The following is a 17,668-nucleotide window of genomic DNA, read 5'->3' as shown; positions in this document are numbered from 1 at the left end:
TGTAACTACTCGTCGTTTTAACTATGTAGCTAAACTCTATAGGATTGAGTGTTTTAAAATGCGATAATTCTTGGATTAAAAATGTTTTTAATTACTTTTGCAACAGCATAAAAAAACCTTAGAAATAAATAAAAAATGACTCAAGACAAAATAACCACTTTCGATGTATTAATCGAAATTCCAAGAGGAAGTAGAAATAAGTACGAATATGATTTCGAGTTGAAAAGAATGCGTTTTGATAGAATGCTTTTTTCTTCAATGATGTATCCAGCAGATTATGGTTTTATTCCTCAAACTTTAGCACTTGATGGAGATCCATTAGATGTATTGGTTTTGGTAAACGAGCCTACATTCCCTGGATGTGTAATGGAAGTTAAGCCAATTGGAGTTTTCCATATGGCAGATGATAAAGGACCAGATGAAAAAGTAATCTGTGTACCCGTTTCAGATCCAATTTGGAATTCACTTGAAAACCTATCTGATATGAATCCACACTTAGTAAAAGAAATTGAGCATTTCTTTCAAGTGTATAAAGATTTAGAAAACAAAAAAGTTGATGTTGGTGGATGGGGAGATGTAACAGAAGCATTTGCAATCATCAAGGAATGTCAAGATCGTTTCAACGATATACCAAACAAACCAGAAGGGCTATTTACTATAAAATTGTAAATTTCTCTTTAAACAATAAATAAAAAAGCAATATTCTTAATAGAGTATTGCTTTTTTCGTTAAATTCGTTCGGAACACAATTTAGTATTAACAAATAACCGAACCGATTTATGAATGCATTTATGATTTATTTGCCAATAGTAATGGCAATAATAGGACTTCTGTTTATGGGAGTCAAAAGAGCGTGGGTATTAAAACAAGATGCTGGTGATGGAAAAATGGTTGCCATTTCGGATTATATATATGAAGGGGCATTAGCTTTTCTTAAAGCTGAATATAGGTTGTTAACTTTTTTTGTAATTGGAGCCAGTCTTGTTTTGGCTGGAATTTCTTTTTTTATACCAACCACTCATATTTTAATTGTGGTTGCCTTTATTTTTGGAGCTTTCTTTTCTGCACTTGCAGGGAACATGGGAATGAAAATTGCCACCAAAACAAATGTAAGAACTACTCAAGCGGCACGTACTAGTTTACCTCAAGCTTTAAAAGTTTCTTTTAGTGGTGGTACTGTGATGGGATTGGGTGTCGCAGGACTTGCAGTTTTAGGATTAACAGGATTCTTTATTTTCTTCTTCCACTATTTTATGAATGGGACTTGGACTTCAACAGAAGACATGACTATTGTTTTAGAAACTTTAGCGGGCTTTTCTTTAGGAGCTGAGTCAATCGCTTTATTTGCTCGTGTCGGTGGGGGTATTTATACTAAAGCTGCTGATGTAGGAGCTGATTTAGTAGGTAAAATTGAAGCAGGTATTCCTGAGGATGACCCTCGTAATCCTGCTACTATTGCAGATAATGTAGGCGATAATGTGGGTGATGTAGCAGGAATGGGAGCTGATTTATTTGGCTCGTATGTGGCGACTGTTTTGGCGGCAATGGTATTAGGTAACTATGTTATCAAAGATATGGGAGGTGCTATTCAAGATGCCTTTGGAGGTATTGGTCCAGTATTATTACCAATGTCAATTGCAGGTTTTGGAATACTGTTTTCGATCATTGGAACGTTGTTAGTTAAAATAACAGATGATAATGCTAAAGAAGCACAAGTACAAAAAGCATTAAACATTGGGAATTGGGTTTCAATTTTATTAACGGCTATTTCTTGTTATTTCTTAGTTCAATATATGTTGCCAACAACGATGAAAATGGAGTTTTTTGGTGAGGGTATTCAAGATATTTCTTCAATGAGAGTATTTTATGCTACTTTGATAGGTCTTTTTGTCGGTGGTGCAATTTCTTCGGTTACTGAATATTATACTGGTTTAGGGACTAAACCCGTTATGGCTATTGTACAAAAATCAAGTACAGGGGCTGGAACTAATGTAATTGCAGGTTTGGCTACGGGAATGATTTCGACTTTTCCAACTATTTTACTTTTTGCTGCTGCTATTTGGTCTACTTATGCCTTAGCAGGATTTTACGGTGTTGCTTTGGCAGCATCTGCAATGATGGCGACTACAGCCATGCAATTAGCTATTGATGCTTTTGGTCCAATCTCTGATAATGCAGGTGGAATTGCAGAAATGAGTGAATTACCTAAAGAAGTGCGTACTAGAACTGATATATTAGACTCAGTTGGGAATACAACAGCAGCGACTGGAAAAGGTTTTGCTATTGCTTCGGCTGCTTTAACTTCCTTGGCGTTGTTTGCTGCTTACGTAACTTTTACAGGAATTGATGGAATTAATATTTTTAAAGCACCTGTTTTAGCCATGTTGTTTGTGGGAGGAATGATTCCGGTGGTGTTTTCGGCATTGGCGATGAACTCTGTTGGAAAGGCAGCAATGGAAATGGTGTATGAAGTACGTCGCCAGTTTAAAGAAATTCCAGGTATTATGGAAGGAACTGGAAAACCTGAATATGCAAAATGCGTGGATATTTCGACTAAAGCCGCATTGAAAGAAATGATGTTGCCGGGTGCATTAACGATTGGTTTTCCAATAGCTATTTTACTTTTAGGGAAAATAATTTATGGAGATAATAATCAATTAATTGCCGAAATGCTTGGTGGTTATATGGCTGGAGTAACCGTTTCGGGTGTGCTATGGGCGGTGTTTCAAAATAATGCTGGAGGTGCTTGGGACAACGCCAAAAAATCTTTTGAAGCTGGAGTAATGATTAATGGCGAAATGACCTATAAAGGTTCCGATGCGCACAAAGCGGCTGTTACTGGTGATACTGTTGGGGATCCTTTTAAAGATACTTCTGGACCTTCGATGAATATTTTGATTAAACTGACTTGCTTGATTGGACTGGTAATGGCACCAATTTTAGGTAATGGTTCCCATACCATTTCATCTGATATCGCTTCTTGTTGTGATGCTTCGGGCAAATGTATATCGATGTCTAAACACGAATGTGCCGAAAAAGGCTGTACCATGAAATGCTGCGCTAAAGATAAGGTCGTTGCTATGACAGGAAAATGTGATATGAGTAAATGTGCAAAAATGACTAAAGAGGAATGTGCGCAAATGTGCGATTCTTTAGGATGTTCCAAAGAAGGAAAAGATATGTGCATGTCACATTATGATGCCGAAGGGAAGTTCATGGCAATGGATGGTAAAAAGTCCTGCTGTTCCTCTACAAAATAATAAAGTAAATAATATTTTAATTTTTAAAAAGGAAGGTCTTGATAATTCGAGACCTTCCTTTTTTGTAAGTGATCTATTGTTTTAGTGGGTTAATAGTGTGTTTGTTATGTTTTAATGCTAGTAGTTTTGAAATTATATTTATGTTTGTATTGTAAATTGGTTAACCAAAAAACCGACAATAAAGCCAACCAACCCATAACTTAAAAATGATTAAATACTTTCGAATTTTAAAAATAGCATCAGTAGTCTTGAATTTTTCTATGTTGTTTTGTGCTTTTTCATGTACGAATGATAACGAAAAAGACACAGTGATATCAAGTGCTGGAGTTAAAATTGATGACGGTGGTATCATCTATAGTGCTCCAAGTTCTAGTAGCTTATTTAAAAGTGCTTTGGCAAAATGCAAATTACAAAGCGATTACCTAAGTGCTGATGTTACCAATTTATCTACTTATTCCTCGTACTTTTTTTATTTAAGTAGTGATAAAATGACTCTTTATAATAACGGTGGCTCTTCAACACGAACAGAGCTTAGACGAACAGATAATTTTGATAAAACCTCTGTTAGGAAAATGACGATTAGCGCCAATTTAGTGAGTCAGCCTTCAGGAGAAGTTACGGTGGCACAATTGCACAATCAAAATGCTGAATTGCCTATTTTACGAGTTTCTGTTAGTGGAAATACAATTTATTATAAAGTAAATAAGGAACCAGTAAAAGGAACTAATTTGACCAGTAATGGTGCTTTTACAACCAGTTTACCTGCTGATAAATCATTGAGCATTGTGTTGGAACTTAAAGGCGATAAATACATCAGTGCTACCGTAAATGTTGAAAAGCGCACCTTTTATATTGAAGATGCTTGGGGGGCTGGTTTTGATAATGCCTATTATTTTAAAACAGGGGTGTATTGTCAATCTACAGGAACCGCTACTATGACTTATAATAGTTTAGTTTGGGACAACTAATCCAGATTTTATAAATGAAAAGGCTGATTAAGAAATTTTCTTAATCAGCCTTTTTTAATGCTATTTTTTATCTTTAAAACAATCCGTTCAATTCAGCATCAATACGATTGATGATATTTCCTAAATCTTCGGGGTTGTCTACAAAGTTGATGTTGTCTACATCAATAATCATTAGTTTTCCGCGGTCGTAGGTATGAACCCAAGCTTCATAACGTTCGTTCAGTCGGCTTAGATAGTCGATCGAAATTGTAGACTCGTATTCACGTCCTCTTTTATGAATTTGTCCTACTAGATTAGGTATAGAACTTCTTAGGTAGATTAATAAATCGGGTGCTTTTACTGTGGATTCCATCAATTCAAAGAGGGAAGAATAATTGTCATAATCGCGATGAGTCATTAAACCCATAGCAAATAAGTTGGGAGCAAAAATATGTGCATCCTCATAAATAGTACGATCTTGAATCACTTTTTTCCCGCTTTCGCGAATTTGATTTACTTGACGGAAGCGACTGTTCAAGAAATAAATTTGCAAATTGAAGGACCAACGCTCCATTTGGTGATAGAAATCATCCAAATAAGGATTGTCCACTACCTCTTCATAATGAGGTTCCCATTTGAAATGTTTGGAGAGTAATTCCGTTAATGTCGTTTTTCCTGAACCTATATTTCCTGCTACTGCTATGTGCATTACGGTGTTATGATTTTATAATTTGTAATTCCTTCTGTGGTAAAAATAGATAAAATTTGGTCTTTGTAATAGCATTTTTGAAACGTTTTTTCCACAATCTCAATTTCGTATTTTTTATTTTGACTATTATCCAGTAAGTAAAACTGATGGTCTTTTGAATAGATATATTGTTGTTCGTTGATGAACTCAATCCAATCATATTTTGGGATTTGGAATAAAGTTGTGATTTTTCCAAAAAGATTGCACACGAACGCTATGTTTTTATCGTCTATCCAATAGAAGTGATTGAAATCCGTTTGGTAAAACTGGATGTTATCTGGAAATGGGATTGAAATGGTCTTGTACGTATTGTTGAGGTAATTATAAAGTCCTATTTGTTGGTTTAGATTATTGTAAACCCATAATTGATTTTGTGCCGCAATTCCAGTTGCTTTTACGCTAATAGGTAGTTCAGATTGAAAAAAAAGAATTTTTTGAGTTTCGCTGAGTTGATTGTCTAAAAGGACAACGGCATTGAAATCTTGGTAAAAAAGAACAATTTTTAAGGGATTGTTGAGGTCGATTTTGGTTAAGTGACCAAGAGAAACATTTTTATATTCCCAATGTTCTTTTCTTTTAGTTTTTGAAAAAACAGCTTGATCATCAAAATAATTGTAACCGTAGAAATCACGTCCCACAAAATTTTTATCTTCGAAAGGGAGAGAATTAATTTTGGAAGCTACAATTTTGATGTTTTGCGCTTGAATCGAAAGAAAACTGAAAAGTAAGAATGCAAAAACGTTTTTCATAGTGCTGCAAATTACGAAAAAAAACGGAATCGTAATTATGGAAATGAGTAGCGTTTTGCGCGAGGGATAGTCCCGAAGCTGCGGGAAAAAAGCCCACAGACAAGTGTAGCGATAGCGGAACTTGTCGAGTACTTCCAACGTCCAGAAGCTTCGGGAGCCCGACCCTGTTTTTTTGCAGGTCACGCCCAAAATTATGGACTAGTATTGAATAATTGAAAATAATTTAAAAGTATATATAATGAGGAATAGAAAAGGTTTTTTAGTGGTTTTAGGACTCGCATTGGGTTTGAATTCACAGGCTCAGGAGTTTCAAGGAATGGCGATTTATCAGTCGAAAACGAGTTCGGCGGATATGACCGATCGTTTTAAAAACGATAAAAACATGACGCCCGATCGTCAAAAGCAAATAGAGGAGCGTATGAAATCGATGTTTGAGAAGACTTTTATCCTCAACTTTGATAAAACCGGTTCGATCTATAAAGAAGAAGAAAAGCTGGAAGCACCAGGACAAGGTGGTGATGGTAGGATGAGAATGATGGGTTCGATGATGGGTACTGGCGGGACTTTTTACAAAAATGTAAAGGATAAAACCTATACTGTTGATAAGGAGTTTATGGGGAAGGCCTTTTTGGTAAAAGATTCTTTGACTAAATTGAATTGGAAAATGGAGGGAGAAACGAGAGTGATTGGCGGTTATAATTGTTTTAAAGCCACTGCTGTTGTTGACATAAAAGAAACCGATATAGGAAGCTTTAGGCCAAGATCGGACGAGGAAAAGAGAAAAGAGGATGCCGCAGAAAAAGAAAAAGAGAAAGACAAGAAAACAAACTTGCTGGATAATATAAAAGCACCAACAGAGCGTGTGGTGACGGCTTGGTACACTCCAGAAATCCCAGTGAATCAAGGGCCTGATAAATATTGGGGGTTGCCTGGTTTGATTTTGGAAATCAATGACGGGAAAACTGTGATGTTGTGTTCTAAAGTGGTTTTGAATCCAAAAGAAAAGGCTGTAATTAAACCTGCTACTTCTGGAAAAGTGATTGGCCAAAAGGAGTATGACGAAACGGTCGAAAAGAAGATAAAAGAATATCGCGATGCAAACTCTAGGCCTCAAGGTGGTCCTGGAGGAGGTGGAAATAGAGGTGGACGTTAATTTGTTATTAATTGTATTTTAAAATTACTACATGAAAAAAATTTATATAGTTGCCTTGTTCTTGTTCTCGTTAATCACAGTAGGACAATCTTTGAAAATGGAAGGAAATATTGTTGACGAAAAAGGTAAAGCGATTGAAATGGCCAATGTGATGGCGGTCAATCTTGATACCAAAGCAATGGATTCTTATGCGATTACCAATGATAAAGGGAAGTACAGCCTGTCCTTGAAGTCGGGTATACATTATAGTATTAATGTGAGTTATTTGGGAATGAAAAGTAAGACAGTAGAGATCATTACTGCTCAAGAAAATATAAGTAGAAACATAACACTCGAAGAAGGAGGAATTGAACTTGATGGCGTCGAGATTATTCGAGAAATGCCTGTTTCTATAAAAGGAGACACCATCGTTTATAACGCAGATTCTTTTAAGTCAGGTACAGAACGAAAACTGGAAGATGTTTTGAAAAAACTTCCAGGAGTAGAGGTAAATGCTGATGGAGAAGTAGAAGTTGAGGGGAAGAAAGTAACCAAATTGATGGTTGAAGGAAAAGACTTTTTTGATGGTGATACTAAGTTGGGAGTGAAAAATATTCCCGCTGATGCGATTGATAAGATTCAGGTGTTGCGGAACTTTAGTGAAGTTGGAGCGCTGAAAGGTGTAGAGAACAACGAAGAAAATGTGGCCATGAATATCAAACTTAAATCGGGAAAGAAAAATTTCTGGTTTGGGGATGTTACGGCTGGAATTGGCGTAGGGCATGAAGAAAGCCGTTATCTTATAAACCCAAAATTGTTTTATTACAGTCCAAAATACAGTATCAATTTGATTACCAATTTTAATAATATTGGCGAATTGCCATTGACGACTCAGGATTATTACAAATTTACAGGAGGTTTTAGAGGTGTTTCTCGAAAAGGAGGTAGTAGTTTTGACGTTTCGTCAAATGATTTGGGGATTTCGGGTTTGCGAAATAATAGAGCCAAGGATATTGAGACCAAATTTGGAGCAACCAATTTTTCATACAGCATCAATAAAGCATGGAATGTAAGTGGTTTTGGAATTCTATCTTCGTCTAATACTGATATGGAAACCAAATCACAAACTACGATTTTGGGTTCTGGTGATCAGCAAAATAGTCAAGAAGTATCGGCTCAAAAAAGTAACTTCGGACTTTTTAAATTGAGTTCGAGTTATAAGCCAAACACTAAATTACAGTTTGATTATGATGTGTTGACTAAGATTTCTGATCAGGATGAATTATCATCACTCAATAGAGAGTCAATTGAGAATTCAGTTAGTACAACGGAGGATATTTTTACTAATAAAAAGCAAACTCCAGTTTCTTTTAATCAAAATCTAAACTTGTATTATACTAAGAACGAGAAAAATATTTTTGCTTTTGAGGCGCAACATTTATTTCAAGAAGAGAATCCTTTTTATAATGCCAATTTGCAAACTCAACCTTTCAATTTAATAGATTACGTTTCCGGTCAACAGCGAAATGATTTGAATCAAAATCGCTTTGTAAAAACCAATAAAATTGATGCGAAACTGGATTACTATTATATGTTAACCAAAACCAGTAACATCAATGTGACTTTGGGTGATACCTATTCGAATCAAAATTTCAACTCTCATATTTTTCAAATATTAGATAATCAATCGGTGAATGATTTGAATGCTAGTTCTTTAAATAATCAGGTGAACTACAATTTTAATGATGTTTATTTAGGATTACATTATAAAATTCTGACCGGTAAATTCACTTTCAGTCCTGGAGTTAGTTTGCATTATTATGACATGACCAATACACAACTAGGATCAGATTATCAGCAAGATTTCGCTCGAGTATTGCCTGATTTCTATGCCTTGTTTCAAATTAAAAAATCACAAACACTTACCTATAATTATTCATTGACCAACAGTTTTACCGATATTAATAAGTTGGTAGCAGGAAACGTTTTTAATAATTATAATAGCTTGTCAACAGGAAACAGAGCATTAGAAAATGCAACTTCACAAGTGCATTCATTGCGCTATTTCAAATACAATATGTTTAATTTCGAAAATATTTTTGCGAATGCTTCTTATTCTAAAAAGATGGATGCGGTAAAGACTCGTTCTGTTTTTACGGGAATTAATCAAACATCGTCACCTTATAATTCTGATTTGGCAGATGAAACATTATCTGGAATGGGAAGTTATGGTCGTTCGTTTTTGAAGAATTACAAAGCAAGCTTTAGCACTAGTATCAATTGGTCTAAATTCAATAATATTCAAAATAATGTATTGGCTACAACCGAGAGTTTGACCCAAAGCTATACTTTCAAGGCATCAACAAATTATAAAAATCTGCCGAATTTGGAAGCAGGTTATAGTTATACGATCAATGAGTATAGTGGCGCTACTTTTTATACAGACAAACCCTTTTTGAAATTGGATTACTATTTCTTGAATGCTTTCTCTTTTGTGTCGGAATATGAGTTTTACAATTATAAAAATAAAACTAATACAGTACATAACGAGTACGATTTTTTGAGTGCTAGTTTAATATATCAAAAGAAAAATTCAAAGATGGAGTACAAGATTTCGGCGACCAATATCTTGAATACACAATCGTTGAATGATGATAGTTTTTCACAGTTTTCTACTAGAACAGCACAGTATACAGTACAACCAAGGTATATCATCTTTTCGATGAAGTATAATTTGTAATTTTTTTGATTAAAAGGTAATATTACAAAAGAAAAATACTACTTTTTCCGGGTAAATTTATTTAAACTATTTTAAATTTTTAATTATGAAAAAAATTGCTCTTTTATTAGCTGTACTTGCTTTTGGTTTTGCAAATGCACAAGCCCCTTTGGAACAAGGTGGGTACAATTAAACGCTGGATTTGGTAGTTCAGGTTGGGGAACACCTGTTTATGTAGGTCTTGATTTTGGAGTTGCTCCTAATTTCACAGTTGAAGGTGAGTTGTCTTATCAGTCTTACACTACAGGTGGTTTTAAAAGCTCTATCTTGGGGATTCAAGCCAATGGTAATTATCATTTTAACGAAGTGCTTAACATTCCTAGTGAATGGGATTTTTATGCAGGTGCAAACTTGAATTATTACAACTGGTCATCAAAATATAATGGTGTTAAACAAGATTTATAATGGTGCTGAAAATTTAGGATTAGGATTGCAAATTGGTGGTCGTTATTTCTTTACAGACAGATTTGGAATTAATTTACAATTCGGTGGTGGTAATGTTACTAGCGGTGGTAAAATCGGAATTACATACAAATTGTAATTACCATATTTCAAAAATAGTAAAAGAGTCGTTTCTATCTAGAAACGACTCTTTTTTTTGCGATTGTATCTACAAAAAAAAGGCTGTCTTACAATTAAGACAGCCTTTGTGATATGTGTTAGCTTCGAATTTTACAATCCGAAAGCTGCTTTTACTTGATCAACAAAATCCAATTTTTCCCAAGTAAACAATTCTACTTCTACTGTTTTCGTAAGTCCACCAGGAGCAGAGAAAGTTTTAGTAACCGTTTCAGGTGTACGTCCCATGTGTCCGTAAGCAGCAGTTTCGCTGTAGATTGGGTTTCTTAATTTCAAACGTTGCTCAATAAAGTAAGGACGCATATCAAAAATAGCTTCTACTTTTTTGGCAATTTCACCGTCTGTTAAGTTTACTTTAGCTTTACCATAAGTCTCAATAAAGATCCCCATAGGTTGTGCTACACCAATAGCGTATGAAACTTGAACCAAAATCTCATCAGCTACACCTGCAGCTACTAAGTTTTTAGCAATATGACGTGTAGCATAAGCTGCACTTCTGTCTACTTTACTTGGATCTTTTCCAGAGAAAGCACCACCACCGTGAGCACCTTTACCACCATAAGTATCCACAATGATTTTTCTACCAGTCAAGCCAGTATCACCATGAGGACCTCCAATCACAAATTTTCCAGTTGGGTTAATGTGGTATTGGATTTTATCATTAAATAAATGAGCATGTTTTGGGTTTTTTGCAATGATTCTAGGAATCAAGATCTCCACAATATCTTTTTTGATTTTAGCAAGCATAGTCGCTTCTTCATCAAAATCGTCATGTTGAGTCGAGATTACAATCGCTTCAATACGCACAGGCACATTGTCATCACTGTATTCTAAAGTCACTTGTGATTTAGCATCAGGACGTAAATAAGGAATTTCCTTGTTCTCACGTCTAAGTAAAGCTAGTTCAAGCAATAATTTATGAGATAAATCCAAAGCCAATGGCATGAAGTTATCCGTTTCGTTAGTAGCATACCCAAACATCATCCCTTGGTCACCCGCACCTTGCTCTTCAGGGCTAGAACGGTCAACACCTTGGTTGATTTCTGCAGATTGCTCGTGAATAGCTGATAGGATACCACAAGAATTCGCTTCAAACATGTATTCGCTCTTCGTGTAACCAATTCTTCTAATTACATCACGCGTAATTTGTTGCACATCAAGGTAAGTGTTTGACTTCACTTCACCAGCAAGAATCACCTGACCAGTAGTTACAAGAGTCTCACAAGCTACTTTTGAATCAGCATCAAAAGCCAAAAAGTTGTCAATTAATGCGTCTGAAATTTGGTCTGCAATCTTATCTGGATGTCCTTCGCTCACAGATTCTGACGTAAATAAATAAGCCATAATATATAATTTTTTATAAATTAAGCGAGGAAAAATAATTGCAAAAAAGGACTAAAGGAGAGTATCTGCTTTAGCATTTTTTCTACCAAATAATCTTTGGTACTCATAATCAACTAGGTTCATTATGAAGAGGTTGCAATCAGTTCAAATTTTTCCTCTTGTATTTTGAGGTGCAAAGGTATGAAACCATTTTGAATTGGAAATTAATCTTAACTTATTTTTTAAATTAAAAACAACAATCACATTATAAAGAGTCTTTACCATTCTTTGGGCGTGTCACCATTCCCAAAATGAGCCATTCTGTTTGCGCAGAGAGGCTCATTTTGGGACTGCTGTCGTGCTATTCGTTACAAGTCCTCAACTAGTTCCGCTATCGCTCCACTGGCTTGCGGGCTTTTCACTACTATCACTCACGCAGATTGGTACAGATTTCCTATTTTATATCTAAAAGATATTTTTTGAAGTTGATTAGTGGTCTCAAGGATTTTTGGTGGTAATAATTTGAATTGCGTCGGGATTTATCCCGATGTCTACAAAGTTTAATTATGAGGTGGCTTTAGCTAAAAAAAACAAACAAATATCTGGAGTAAACCATAATAGATTTGCACCACAATAAATCGAGCTAAAGCCTAATTCTATTATTATTACTTGATCCAAAAGCTGGGTGTTTATTAGGAGGCATTTAGCGTTAGTCTTTTTTTTAATCGCAATAATAGAAAATAAAGAAATGATTTTTTTCAGCGTCTTTCGCTAGCGCATCCGTTTCAACTGCATTCCTTTTTTTTATTACGCTTAAAAACGTCCTAAAATAAGAAATCATACCTATGGTATTGTAAAAAGCGAATCATTTTATCATATTTGTAAAATGCATCAATCTATAATCAATCACGTAAATAACCACATCAATCCTACAGAGAATGATATAGCATTGTTTAATGGAATGTTGAAAGAAATAACAATTGTAAAAGGATCGTTTTTGCTGCAACCAGACACTCCTGTTAAAGAAGAATATTTTGTGGTCAAAGGATGTTTAAAAGCCTATTATATGGATATAAAAGGCAATAAGCACATCATTCAGTTTGCCATAGAAAATTGGTGGGTTGGTGATTTTGATGCGTTTTACAATGAAGGGTCTTCTAGTATTTATATTGAAGCCATCGAAGATGCTCAATTGTTATCCATAAATAGTGATAGTCTCAACGAAGTTTTCAAAAATGCACCCATTTTCGAACGCTACTTCAGGATTTTAGTAACCGAAGCTTTTATTTCTCAGCGCAAGCGCATTTTATCTGCTCAGGAAAAAAATACACAACAACGATATATTGAATTCTGTAACTCGTATCCCAATATAGAAAATAGAGTTGCTAATTATGATATTGCCAATTATTTGGGCGTTTCTCCCGAAAATTTAAGTCGAGTTAGGAAAAAACTAAAAGTTAAATCGCTCTTAATTGATAAAGGTCAATAGAATTCGCTTTTGGATTATTTAATTTTGTTTTTAATAGTAATAAATAAATAAGACAACATGAGTACACAAAATGTATTGACACCATATAATAATAATAATAATCTTAGCTTAAAAAACAGAGTGGTTATGGCGCCCATGACGCGCAGTAGAGCTGCTAATGGTGGCAATGTAGCAACAGATGAATTACAAGGATTGTATTATGAGCAACGCGCTTCAGCGGGTTTAATTATTACGGAAGGATCTCAAGTTTCAGCAGAAGCTATAGGATATATTAATACTCCCGGAATTTATACTGATGCACAAGTGGAAGGTTGGGGAAAAGTAACCAAACGTGTGCACGATCAAGGAGGTAAAATATTTATTCAATTATGGCATGTTGGCCGTATGTCACATCCAGATTTCCATAATGGTGCTTTGCCAGTATCTGCTTCAGCAATCAATCCTGAGGCAAAATCATTTACTTATAATGGTTTTAAAGATACCGTGACGCCAAAGGAAATGTCCATTGAAGATATTAAAAGAACAGTCAAAGATTTTCAAAAAGCAGGAGAAAATGCAATCAAAGCTGGTTTTGACGGCGTTGAAATTCATTCTTCCAACGGGTATTTATTTCAACAATTCTTCAACGGATGTTCTAATACTAGAACGGATGAATATGGTGGAAGTATCGAAAATAGAGCCCGTTTCTTCTTTGAAGTTCTAGACGCAATGAAAGAAGTGATCCCACAGCAAAAAATAGGCGCGCGTTTTAATCCGTCTTGCCATGGTATGTTCGGAATGGAAGTTGATGAAGAAACTATTCCAACATTCGAATACATTGTCAAAAAACTAAACGATTACAATTTAGCATACGTTCATTTATCGGAACCTTTTACCGATGTTTCTGAAGTGCCTTTTGCAGTCACTGAAATTGCGAAGCATTTCCGGCCTTTATACAATGGGACATTAATAATTAATGCTGCATTTGATCAAGAAAAAGCAAATAAAGTAATTGAAGAGGGTGATGCCGATTTAGTAGCTTTTGGAAAACCGTTTATTTCGAATCCAGGATTAGTAGCACGTTTTGCGCAGAATTTAGAGTTGGTAGAATGGGATGCAGATACGTTTTACACTGCAGGAGAAAAAGGGTATACAGATTATCCAGCAATTTCGAAATAAATAAAAACAACTACGCCTTGTAAATGCTGGTGAGTTTGGAAAAGATCTTTAACGGATTCCTCCAAATTTATCAGCATTTTTTTTTGACTAAAATAGGTTGTTGTGAATTATATTATGGAAATTCTTTATGTGTGTAAGAGGGATGCTAAGTTTAATCGGGATGTCCTCTTCGATTTCAAATAGTTTTGCGTAATCTTTGAATTCAATGTTGAAATTATCAGATTTTATTCCTAAAATATCTAAGGTGTTATCTACCTGACAGTCAATTGCTCTTTTAGAATTTGTTAGACTATTAATTAAACCTTTTTTACTACCTTCTTTAAAGTTTTGTTTAGCAAATCTTAAAAAATCTTTAGGTTTAATTTCGGTTATAGATTTATCTATTGCTGTGCCAGATTCTGGTGATATATAAAGATTAGTCAGATTAAGTTTAGATGATTTTAAAATATTTAAAAATTTGTTTTCTAGGATAATATTTCTGGGACTTTAAAGCAATGTTTTTATTGATTAGTATTATGTCTGATATAATGAGGATAGGTTAGGTAATTTATTTTTGTATGCGTTACATAAATTAGTCTAAATACTTTCCCTCAAATATATTAATGCTTTCCTACAAAATGTAATTAAAACCCAAGTCATCAAAAATAGCCCTGATCGTAGCGGTATCATCTTGCCTGGCGATAGCCAAGGCAAGAGGATACCGCATCCCGAAGTGTCGGGAGCAGGAGGGATGTTGATTAAAACGAAATACTTCTGCTCCTGAATAAAATCAGGGAAATTGTTAATAAATCCAAAATCATTTGGATAATTGAAAATAGTTTAGGAAATTTGAGTTCGAAAATAAAAAAATGAAATCAAACAAGTTTAACATGTGCATGACCAAACGGAAATTTTTCTGCGGGTACACTATTGCTTAAACTGAGATTCACTTATATAGCAAAGCCTCCCGAGAAATTGGAAGGCTTTTTTTTTAACCACAATTTTAATAAATAAAACAATAAACATGAGCACTTTAAAATTTGAAACCAATGCACTTCACGCAGGACACGATGTAACGCAACACGCAGGAACAAGAGCGGTGCCTATTTACCAAACGTCTTCGTATGTTTTTAACAATTCGGAGCATGCAGCTAATTTATTCGGTTTGGCAGAGTCAGGGTACATTTATACGCGTTTGAACAACCCTACCAATGATATTTTGGAGCAACGTTTGGCAGCGCTCGAAGGCGGAATTGCAGCAGTAGTTACCGCTTCTGGTACCGCAGCGATTGCAACTTCACTATTGACGATGTTGAAAACGGGTGACCATATTATTGCGTCTAGTAGTTTGTACGGTGGAACTTTTAATTTATTGAACTCGACTTTACCACGTTTGGGAATCACAACGACTTTCGTTGATCCATCGGATGCTGCTAATTTTGAAAAAGCAGCTAATGAGAATACCAAAGTAATTTTTGTAGAAAGTTTAGGGAATCCAAAATTGGATGTATTGGATTTGAAATCTATTGCTGTGGTAGCAAAAAAGTTGAAAGTACCATTTGTTGTAGATAATACGGTGGCTTCACCATACTTATTGAATCCAATTGCGCACGGAGCAAATATTGTGATTCACTCGTTAACAAAATATATATGTGGTAACGGAACTTCACTAGGAGGTGCTGTTATTGATGCAGGAACTTTTGACTGGAGCAGTGGTCGTTTTCCGGAGTTTACTGAGCCAAATGCAGGATACCACGGTTTAGTGTACCACGATGCACTAGGAGCTGCGGCTTTTATTGCCAAAGTGAGAATTGAAGGTTTGCGTGATTATGGTGCAGCTTTGAGTCCGTTGAATGCGTTCCAAATTATTCAAGGATTGGAAACATTGGCTGTTCGTGTACAAAGACATAGTGAAAATGGTTTGGCATTGGCTGAATGGCTAGAATCGCAAGACCAAGTGGCTTGGGTAAACTATCCAGGATTGAAATCTAGTAAATATTATGATTTAGCTAAAGAATATTTGCCAAAAGGTCAAAATGGTTTAGTAACCTTTGGACTAAAAGGTGGATTTGAAGCGGCTAAAAAAGTGGCTGATGATACTAAATTGTTCTCTTTGTTAGCAAATATTGGAGATACGAAGTCATTAATAATCCATCCATCAAGCACAACACATCAGCAATTGTCAGAAGAGCAACAATTGGGCGCGGGGATTACTAAAGACTTAATCCGTCTTTCAGTAGGTCTAGAAGATATAGAAGACTTGAAAGCGGACTTGAAAGCGGTGTTTGATACCTTATAATAACGGTAATTTAAAACATCCTTAACATCCAATATGGATTTTGGTTGTACATTTGGAATGTCAAATCAAAGGAGTGGAATAGAGAAGTTTTAAAAGGAACTTGAAGAAAAAGCTCCTAATTGATTTGTTTTTTAAAGTGAGAATCGAAATTTGATGTTAAAAAACACAATTAACTGTTAATTAGTGTAGTTGGGTCAAATTTTCTTAAAAATAATAGCTGCTAATAAAGATTGTTTTATATCTTTGCAGAACAAAAGAAAAGAAAAATGAATTTTATTATTTGTAAAAAATCAATGGTTCAATCTAAGGAAATCCGCAGGAGTGCGAATGCTTAATTTTTATATTCAAATAAGATTAAAATATAGCAAAAGCCTCCTGAGAAATCAGGAGGCTTTTTTGTTAGAAATCGAATAATAGTAATTCAAATTAAATACAATGATTACAATTAGTACTAAAAATAATAAAAAATCATCCGTTACTGTGTTTTGTGCACAGAAGCTGGTCTGTTGATACCCAAAAGAAACGTTTATAAGTATAGTAAACCCTTTTGGTATCAAATCCAAAAGGGTTTTTTTTTCGTAAATTGGGAAGAGTAAAAGAATAACAAACAAAAATAGAAACAAACAAAAATTAAGTCAAACAAGTAAAAAAAAAAAATCATGAACACAAGAAGAATCATTACCAGAGCAATCAATTTATTAAGGGGCAGGAGAGGCAGTCGTATAGAAGCTGGAACAACTGAAGAGTTAACAAATACTAGATTTGGTATCACACTAAATGCCAAATTGAAAAACCAAAAAAATGTTGTCAACACATTGTTATTAATGTACTCTAAGGAAAATGAAACACTATTTATATAGAAAGTATTTTGAAAAACTAGATTGTAACGCAAGTAATCTCTGAATGATTTTGTTCAGTTAGTACTTGCGTTTTTATTTGCTCACAACTTGGGTTTGAAATCTGAGTCGGCAAAATTTGTTTGTTTAAAAAATTAGTAGTTTCTTTGTATATTAAATGTTCATAAACGTATTGAAATGTTATAAAGAAAGGACGAGGGATTAGACCCGATGACGCCTTAGCAACCCTTCGATTCATCGAAGAAGGTGCTGCATTCTACCTTGTGCTGAATTTATTTCGGTTTCTCGGAAAGATAACAACGCAAAATCTTCTAGTTTATGCTACACTTTCTTTATAAAATTTCCATACAAAAATCATTACTAACACGA

General features: G+C 34.8%; 14 protein-coding genes and 1 riboswitch. Of the genes, 11 read left to right on the top strand and 3 right to left on the bottom strand.

The features are described 5' to 3' along the window. The first annotated feature begins 135 nt into the window (after positions 1–135). The 3 genes from ABZP37_RS01795 to ABZP37_RS01785 all read left to right on the top strand — a co-directional run bounded on the left by ABZP37_RS01795 (position 136) and on the right by ABZP37_RS01785 (position 4,228). Positions 136–669, top strand: a complete 534-nt coding sequence (locus tag ABZP37_RS01795; RefSeq protein WP_366185121.1) for an inorganic diphosphatase — start codon at positions 136–138, stop codon at positions 667–669. Positions 670–779: 110 nt separating this feature from the next. Next, on the top strand, positions 780–3,260 hold the full coding sequence (locus tag ABZP37_RS01790; protein WP_366185120.1) for a sodium-translocating pyrophosphatase: 2,481 nt from the start codon (positions 780–782) through the stop codon (positions 3,258–3,260). Between the two features lie 206 nt (positions 3,261–3,466). After that, positions 3,467–4,228 carry a polysaccharide lyase family 7 protein gene (locus tag ABZP37_RS01785; RefSeq protein WP_366185118.1) on the top strand — a complete coding sequence of 254 codons (762 nt, stop codon included), beginning with the start codon at positions 3,467–3,469 and terminating at the stop codon, positions 4,226–4,228. Between the two features lie 73 nt (positions 4,229–4,301). On the opposite strand, the gene ABZP37_RS01780 is transcribed toward ABZP37_RS01785, so the two are convergent. After that, entirely contained in the window at positions 4,302–4,916 is a 615-nt protein-coding gene (locus tag ABZP37_RS01780; RefSeq protein WP_366185116.1) for a deoxynucleoside kinase, read from the bottom strand. Further along, a complete protein-coding gene (locus ABZP37_RS01775) occupies positions 4,916–5,704 on the bottom strand; it encodes a hypothetical protein (protein ID WP_366185115.1) in 789 nt (262 codons plus the stop codon). The genes ABZP37_RS01780 and ABZP37_RS01775 overlap by 1 nt, the downstream gene beginning before the upstream one ends. Before the next feature lie 238 nt (positions 5,705–5,942). On the opposite strand from ABZP37_RS01775, the gene ABZP37_RS01770 reads away from it, so the two are divergent. From ABZP37_RS01770 to ABZP37_RS01755, 4 genes are all read left to right on the top strand, one after another. Next, entirely contained in the window at positions 5,943–6,857 is a 915-nt protein-coding gene (locus ABZP37_RS01770) for a GLPGLI family protein (RefSeq protein WP_366185113.1), read from the top strand. A gap of 31 nt (positions 6,858–6,888) precedes the next feature. Further along, positions 6,889–9,576 (top strand): carboxypeptidase regulatory-like domain-containing protein, encoded by a 2,688-nt coding sequence (locus tag ABZP37_RS01765; protein ID WP_366185111.1) that lies wholly within the window; start codon positions 6,889–6,891, stop codon positions 9,574–9,576. A 306-nt stretch (positions 9,577–9,882) separates the two neighbouring features. After that, positions 9,883–10,020 (top strand): hypothetical protein, encoded by a 138-nt coding sequence (locus ABZP37_RS01760; protein WP_366185109.1) that lies wholly within the window; start codon positions 9,883–9,885, stop codon positions 10,018–10,020. Beyond that, positions 9,998–10,156, top strand: coding sequence for a hypothetical protein (locus ABZP37_RS01755; protein ID WP_366185107.1), 159 nt, complete (start codon positions 9,998–10,000; stop codon positions 10,154–10,156). The genes ABZP37_RS01760 and ABZP37_RS01755 overlap by 23 nt, the downstream gene beginning before the upstream one ends. A 131-nt stretch (positions 10,157–10,287) precedes the next feature. On the opposite strand, the gene metK is transcribed toward ABZP37_RS01755, so the two are convergent. Then, positions 10,288–11,538, bottom strand: coding sequence for a methionine adenosyltransferase (metK, locus tag ABZP37_RS01750; RefSeq protein WP_366185105.1), 1,251 nt, complete (start codon positions 11,536–11,538; stop codon positions 10,288–10,290). Positions 11,539–12,403: 865 nt separating this feature from the next. Here metK and ABZP37_RS01745 point away from each other — a divergent pair. The 4 genes from ABZP37_RS01745 (at position 12,404) to ABZP37_RS01730 (ending at position 17,302) form a co-directional block, all read left to right on the top strand. Beyond that, on the top strand, positions 12,404–13,006 hold the full coding sequence (locus ABZP37_RS01745; protein WP_366185103.1) for a Crp/Fnr family transcriptional regulator: 603 nt from the start codon (positions 12,404–12,406) through the stop codon (positions 13,004–13,006). Positions 13,007–13,063: 57 nt separating this feature from the next. Beyond that, complete coding sequence (locus tag ABZP37_RS01740; protein WP_366185101.1) at positions 13,064–14,164, top strand: alkene reductase; 1,101 nt, start codon at positions 13,064–13,066, stop codon at positions 14,162–14,164. A gap of 1,003 nt (positions 14,165–15,167) precedes the next feature. Beyond that, positions 15,168–16,442 carry an O-acetylhomoserine aminocarboxypropyltransferase/cysteine synthase family protein gene (locus ABZP37_RS01735; protein WP_366185099.1) on the top strand — a complete coding sequence of 425 codons (1,275 nt, stop codon included), beginning with the start codon at positions 15,168–15,170 and terminating at the stop codon, positions 16,440–16,442. A 659-nt stretch (positions 16,443–17,101) separates the two neighbouring features. Further along, entirely contained in the window at positions 17,102–17,302 is a 201-nt protein-coding gene (locus ABZP37_RS01730) for a hypothetical protein (protein WP_366185097.1), read from the top strand. A 174-nt stretch (positions 17,303–17,476) separates the two neighbouring features. Further along, positions 17,477–17,599, top strand: a riboswitch (SAM riboswitch). Positions 17,600–17,668 lie beyond the last annotated feature (69 nt).

This window comes from Flavobacterium ovatum, from assembly GCF_040703125.1.
GTDB classification, from domain to species: Bacteria; Bacteroidota; Bacteroidia; order Flavobacteriales; family Flavobacteriaceae; genus Flavobacterium; species Flavobacterium ovatum.
The sequence above is the reverse complement of the archived record's forward strand: the minus strand, read 5'-3'. Positions and strand labels throughout refer to the sequence as shown.

Coding starts and splice junctions, on each gene's coding strand:
- ABZP37_RS01755 (WP_366185107.1), top strand. CDS start 9,998: ATGGTGTTAAACAAGATTTATAATGGTGCTGAAAATTTAGGATTAGGA.
- ABZP37_RS01795 (WP_366185121.1), top strand. CDS start 136: ATGACTCAAGACAAAATAACCACTTTCGATGTATTAATCGAAATTCCA.
- ABZP37_RS01775 (WP_366185115.1), bottom strand. CDS start 5,704: ATGAAAAACGTTTTTGCATTCTTACTTTTCAGTTTTCTTTCGATTCAA.
- ABZP37_RS01735 (WP_366185099.1), top strand. CDS start 15,168: ATGAGCACTTTAAAATTTGAAACCAATGCACTTCACGCAGGACACGAT.
- ABZP37_RS01785 (WP_366185118.1), top strand. CDS start 3,467: ATGATTAAATACTTTCGAATTTTAAAAATAGCATCAGTAGTCTTGAAT.
- metK (WP_366185105.1), bottom strand. CDS start 11,538: ATGGCTTATTTATTTACGTCAGAATCTGTGAGCGAAGGACATCCAGAT.
- ABZP37_RS01740 (WP_366185101.1), top strand. CDS start 13,064: ATGAGTACACAAAATGTATTGACACCATATAATAATAATAATAATCTT.
- ABZP37_RS01770 (WP_366185113.1), top strand. CDS start 5,943: ATGAGGAATAGAAAAGGTTTTTTAGTGGTTTTAGGACTCGCATTGGGT.
- ABZP37_RS01780 (WP_366185116.1), bottom strand. CDS start 4,916: ATGCACATAGCAGTAGCAGGAAATATAGGTTCAGGAAAAACGACATTA.
- ABZP37_RS01790 (WP_366185120.1), top strand. CDS start 780: ATGAATGCATTTATGATTTATTTGCCAATAGTAATGGCAATAATAGGA.
- ABZP37_RS01745 (WP_366185103.1), top strand. CDS start 12,404: ATGCATCAATCTATAATCAATCACGTAAATAACCACATCAATCCTACA.
- ABZP37_RS01730 (WP_366185097.1), top strand. CDS start 17,102: ATGAACACAAGAAGAATCATTACCAGAGCAATCAATTTATTAAGGGGC.
- ABZP37_RS01765 (WP_366185111.1), top strand. CDS start 6,889: ATGAAAAAAATTTATATAGTTGCCTTGTTCTTGTTCTCGTTAATCACA.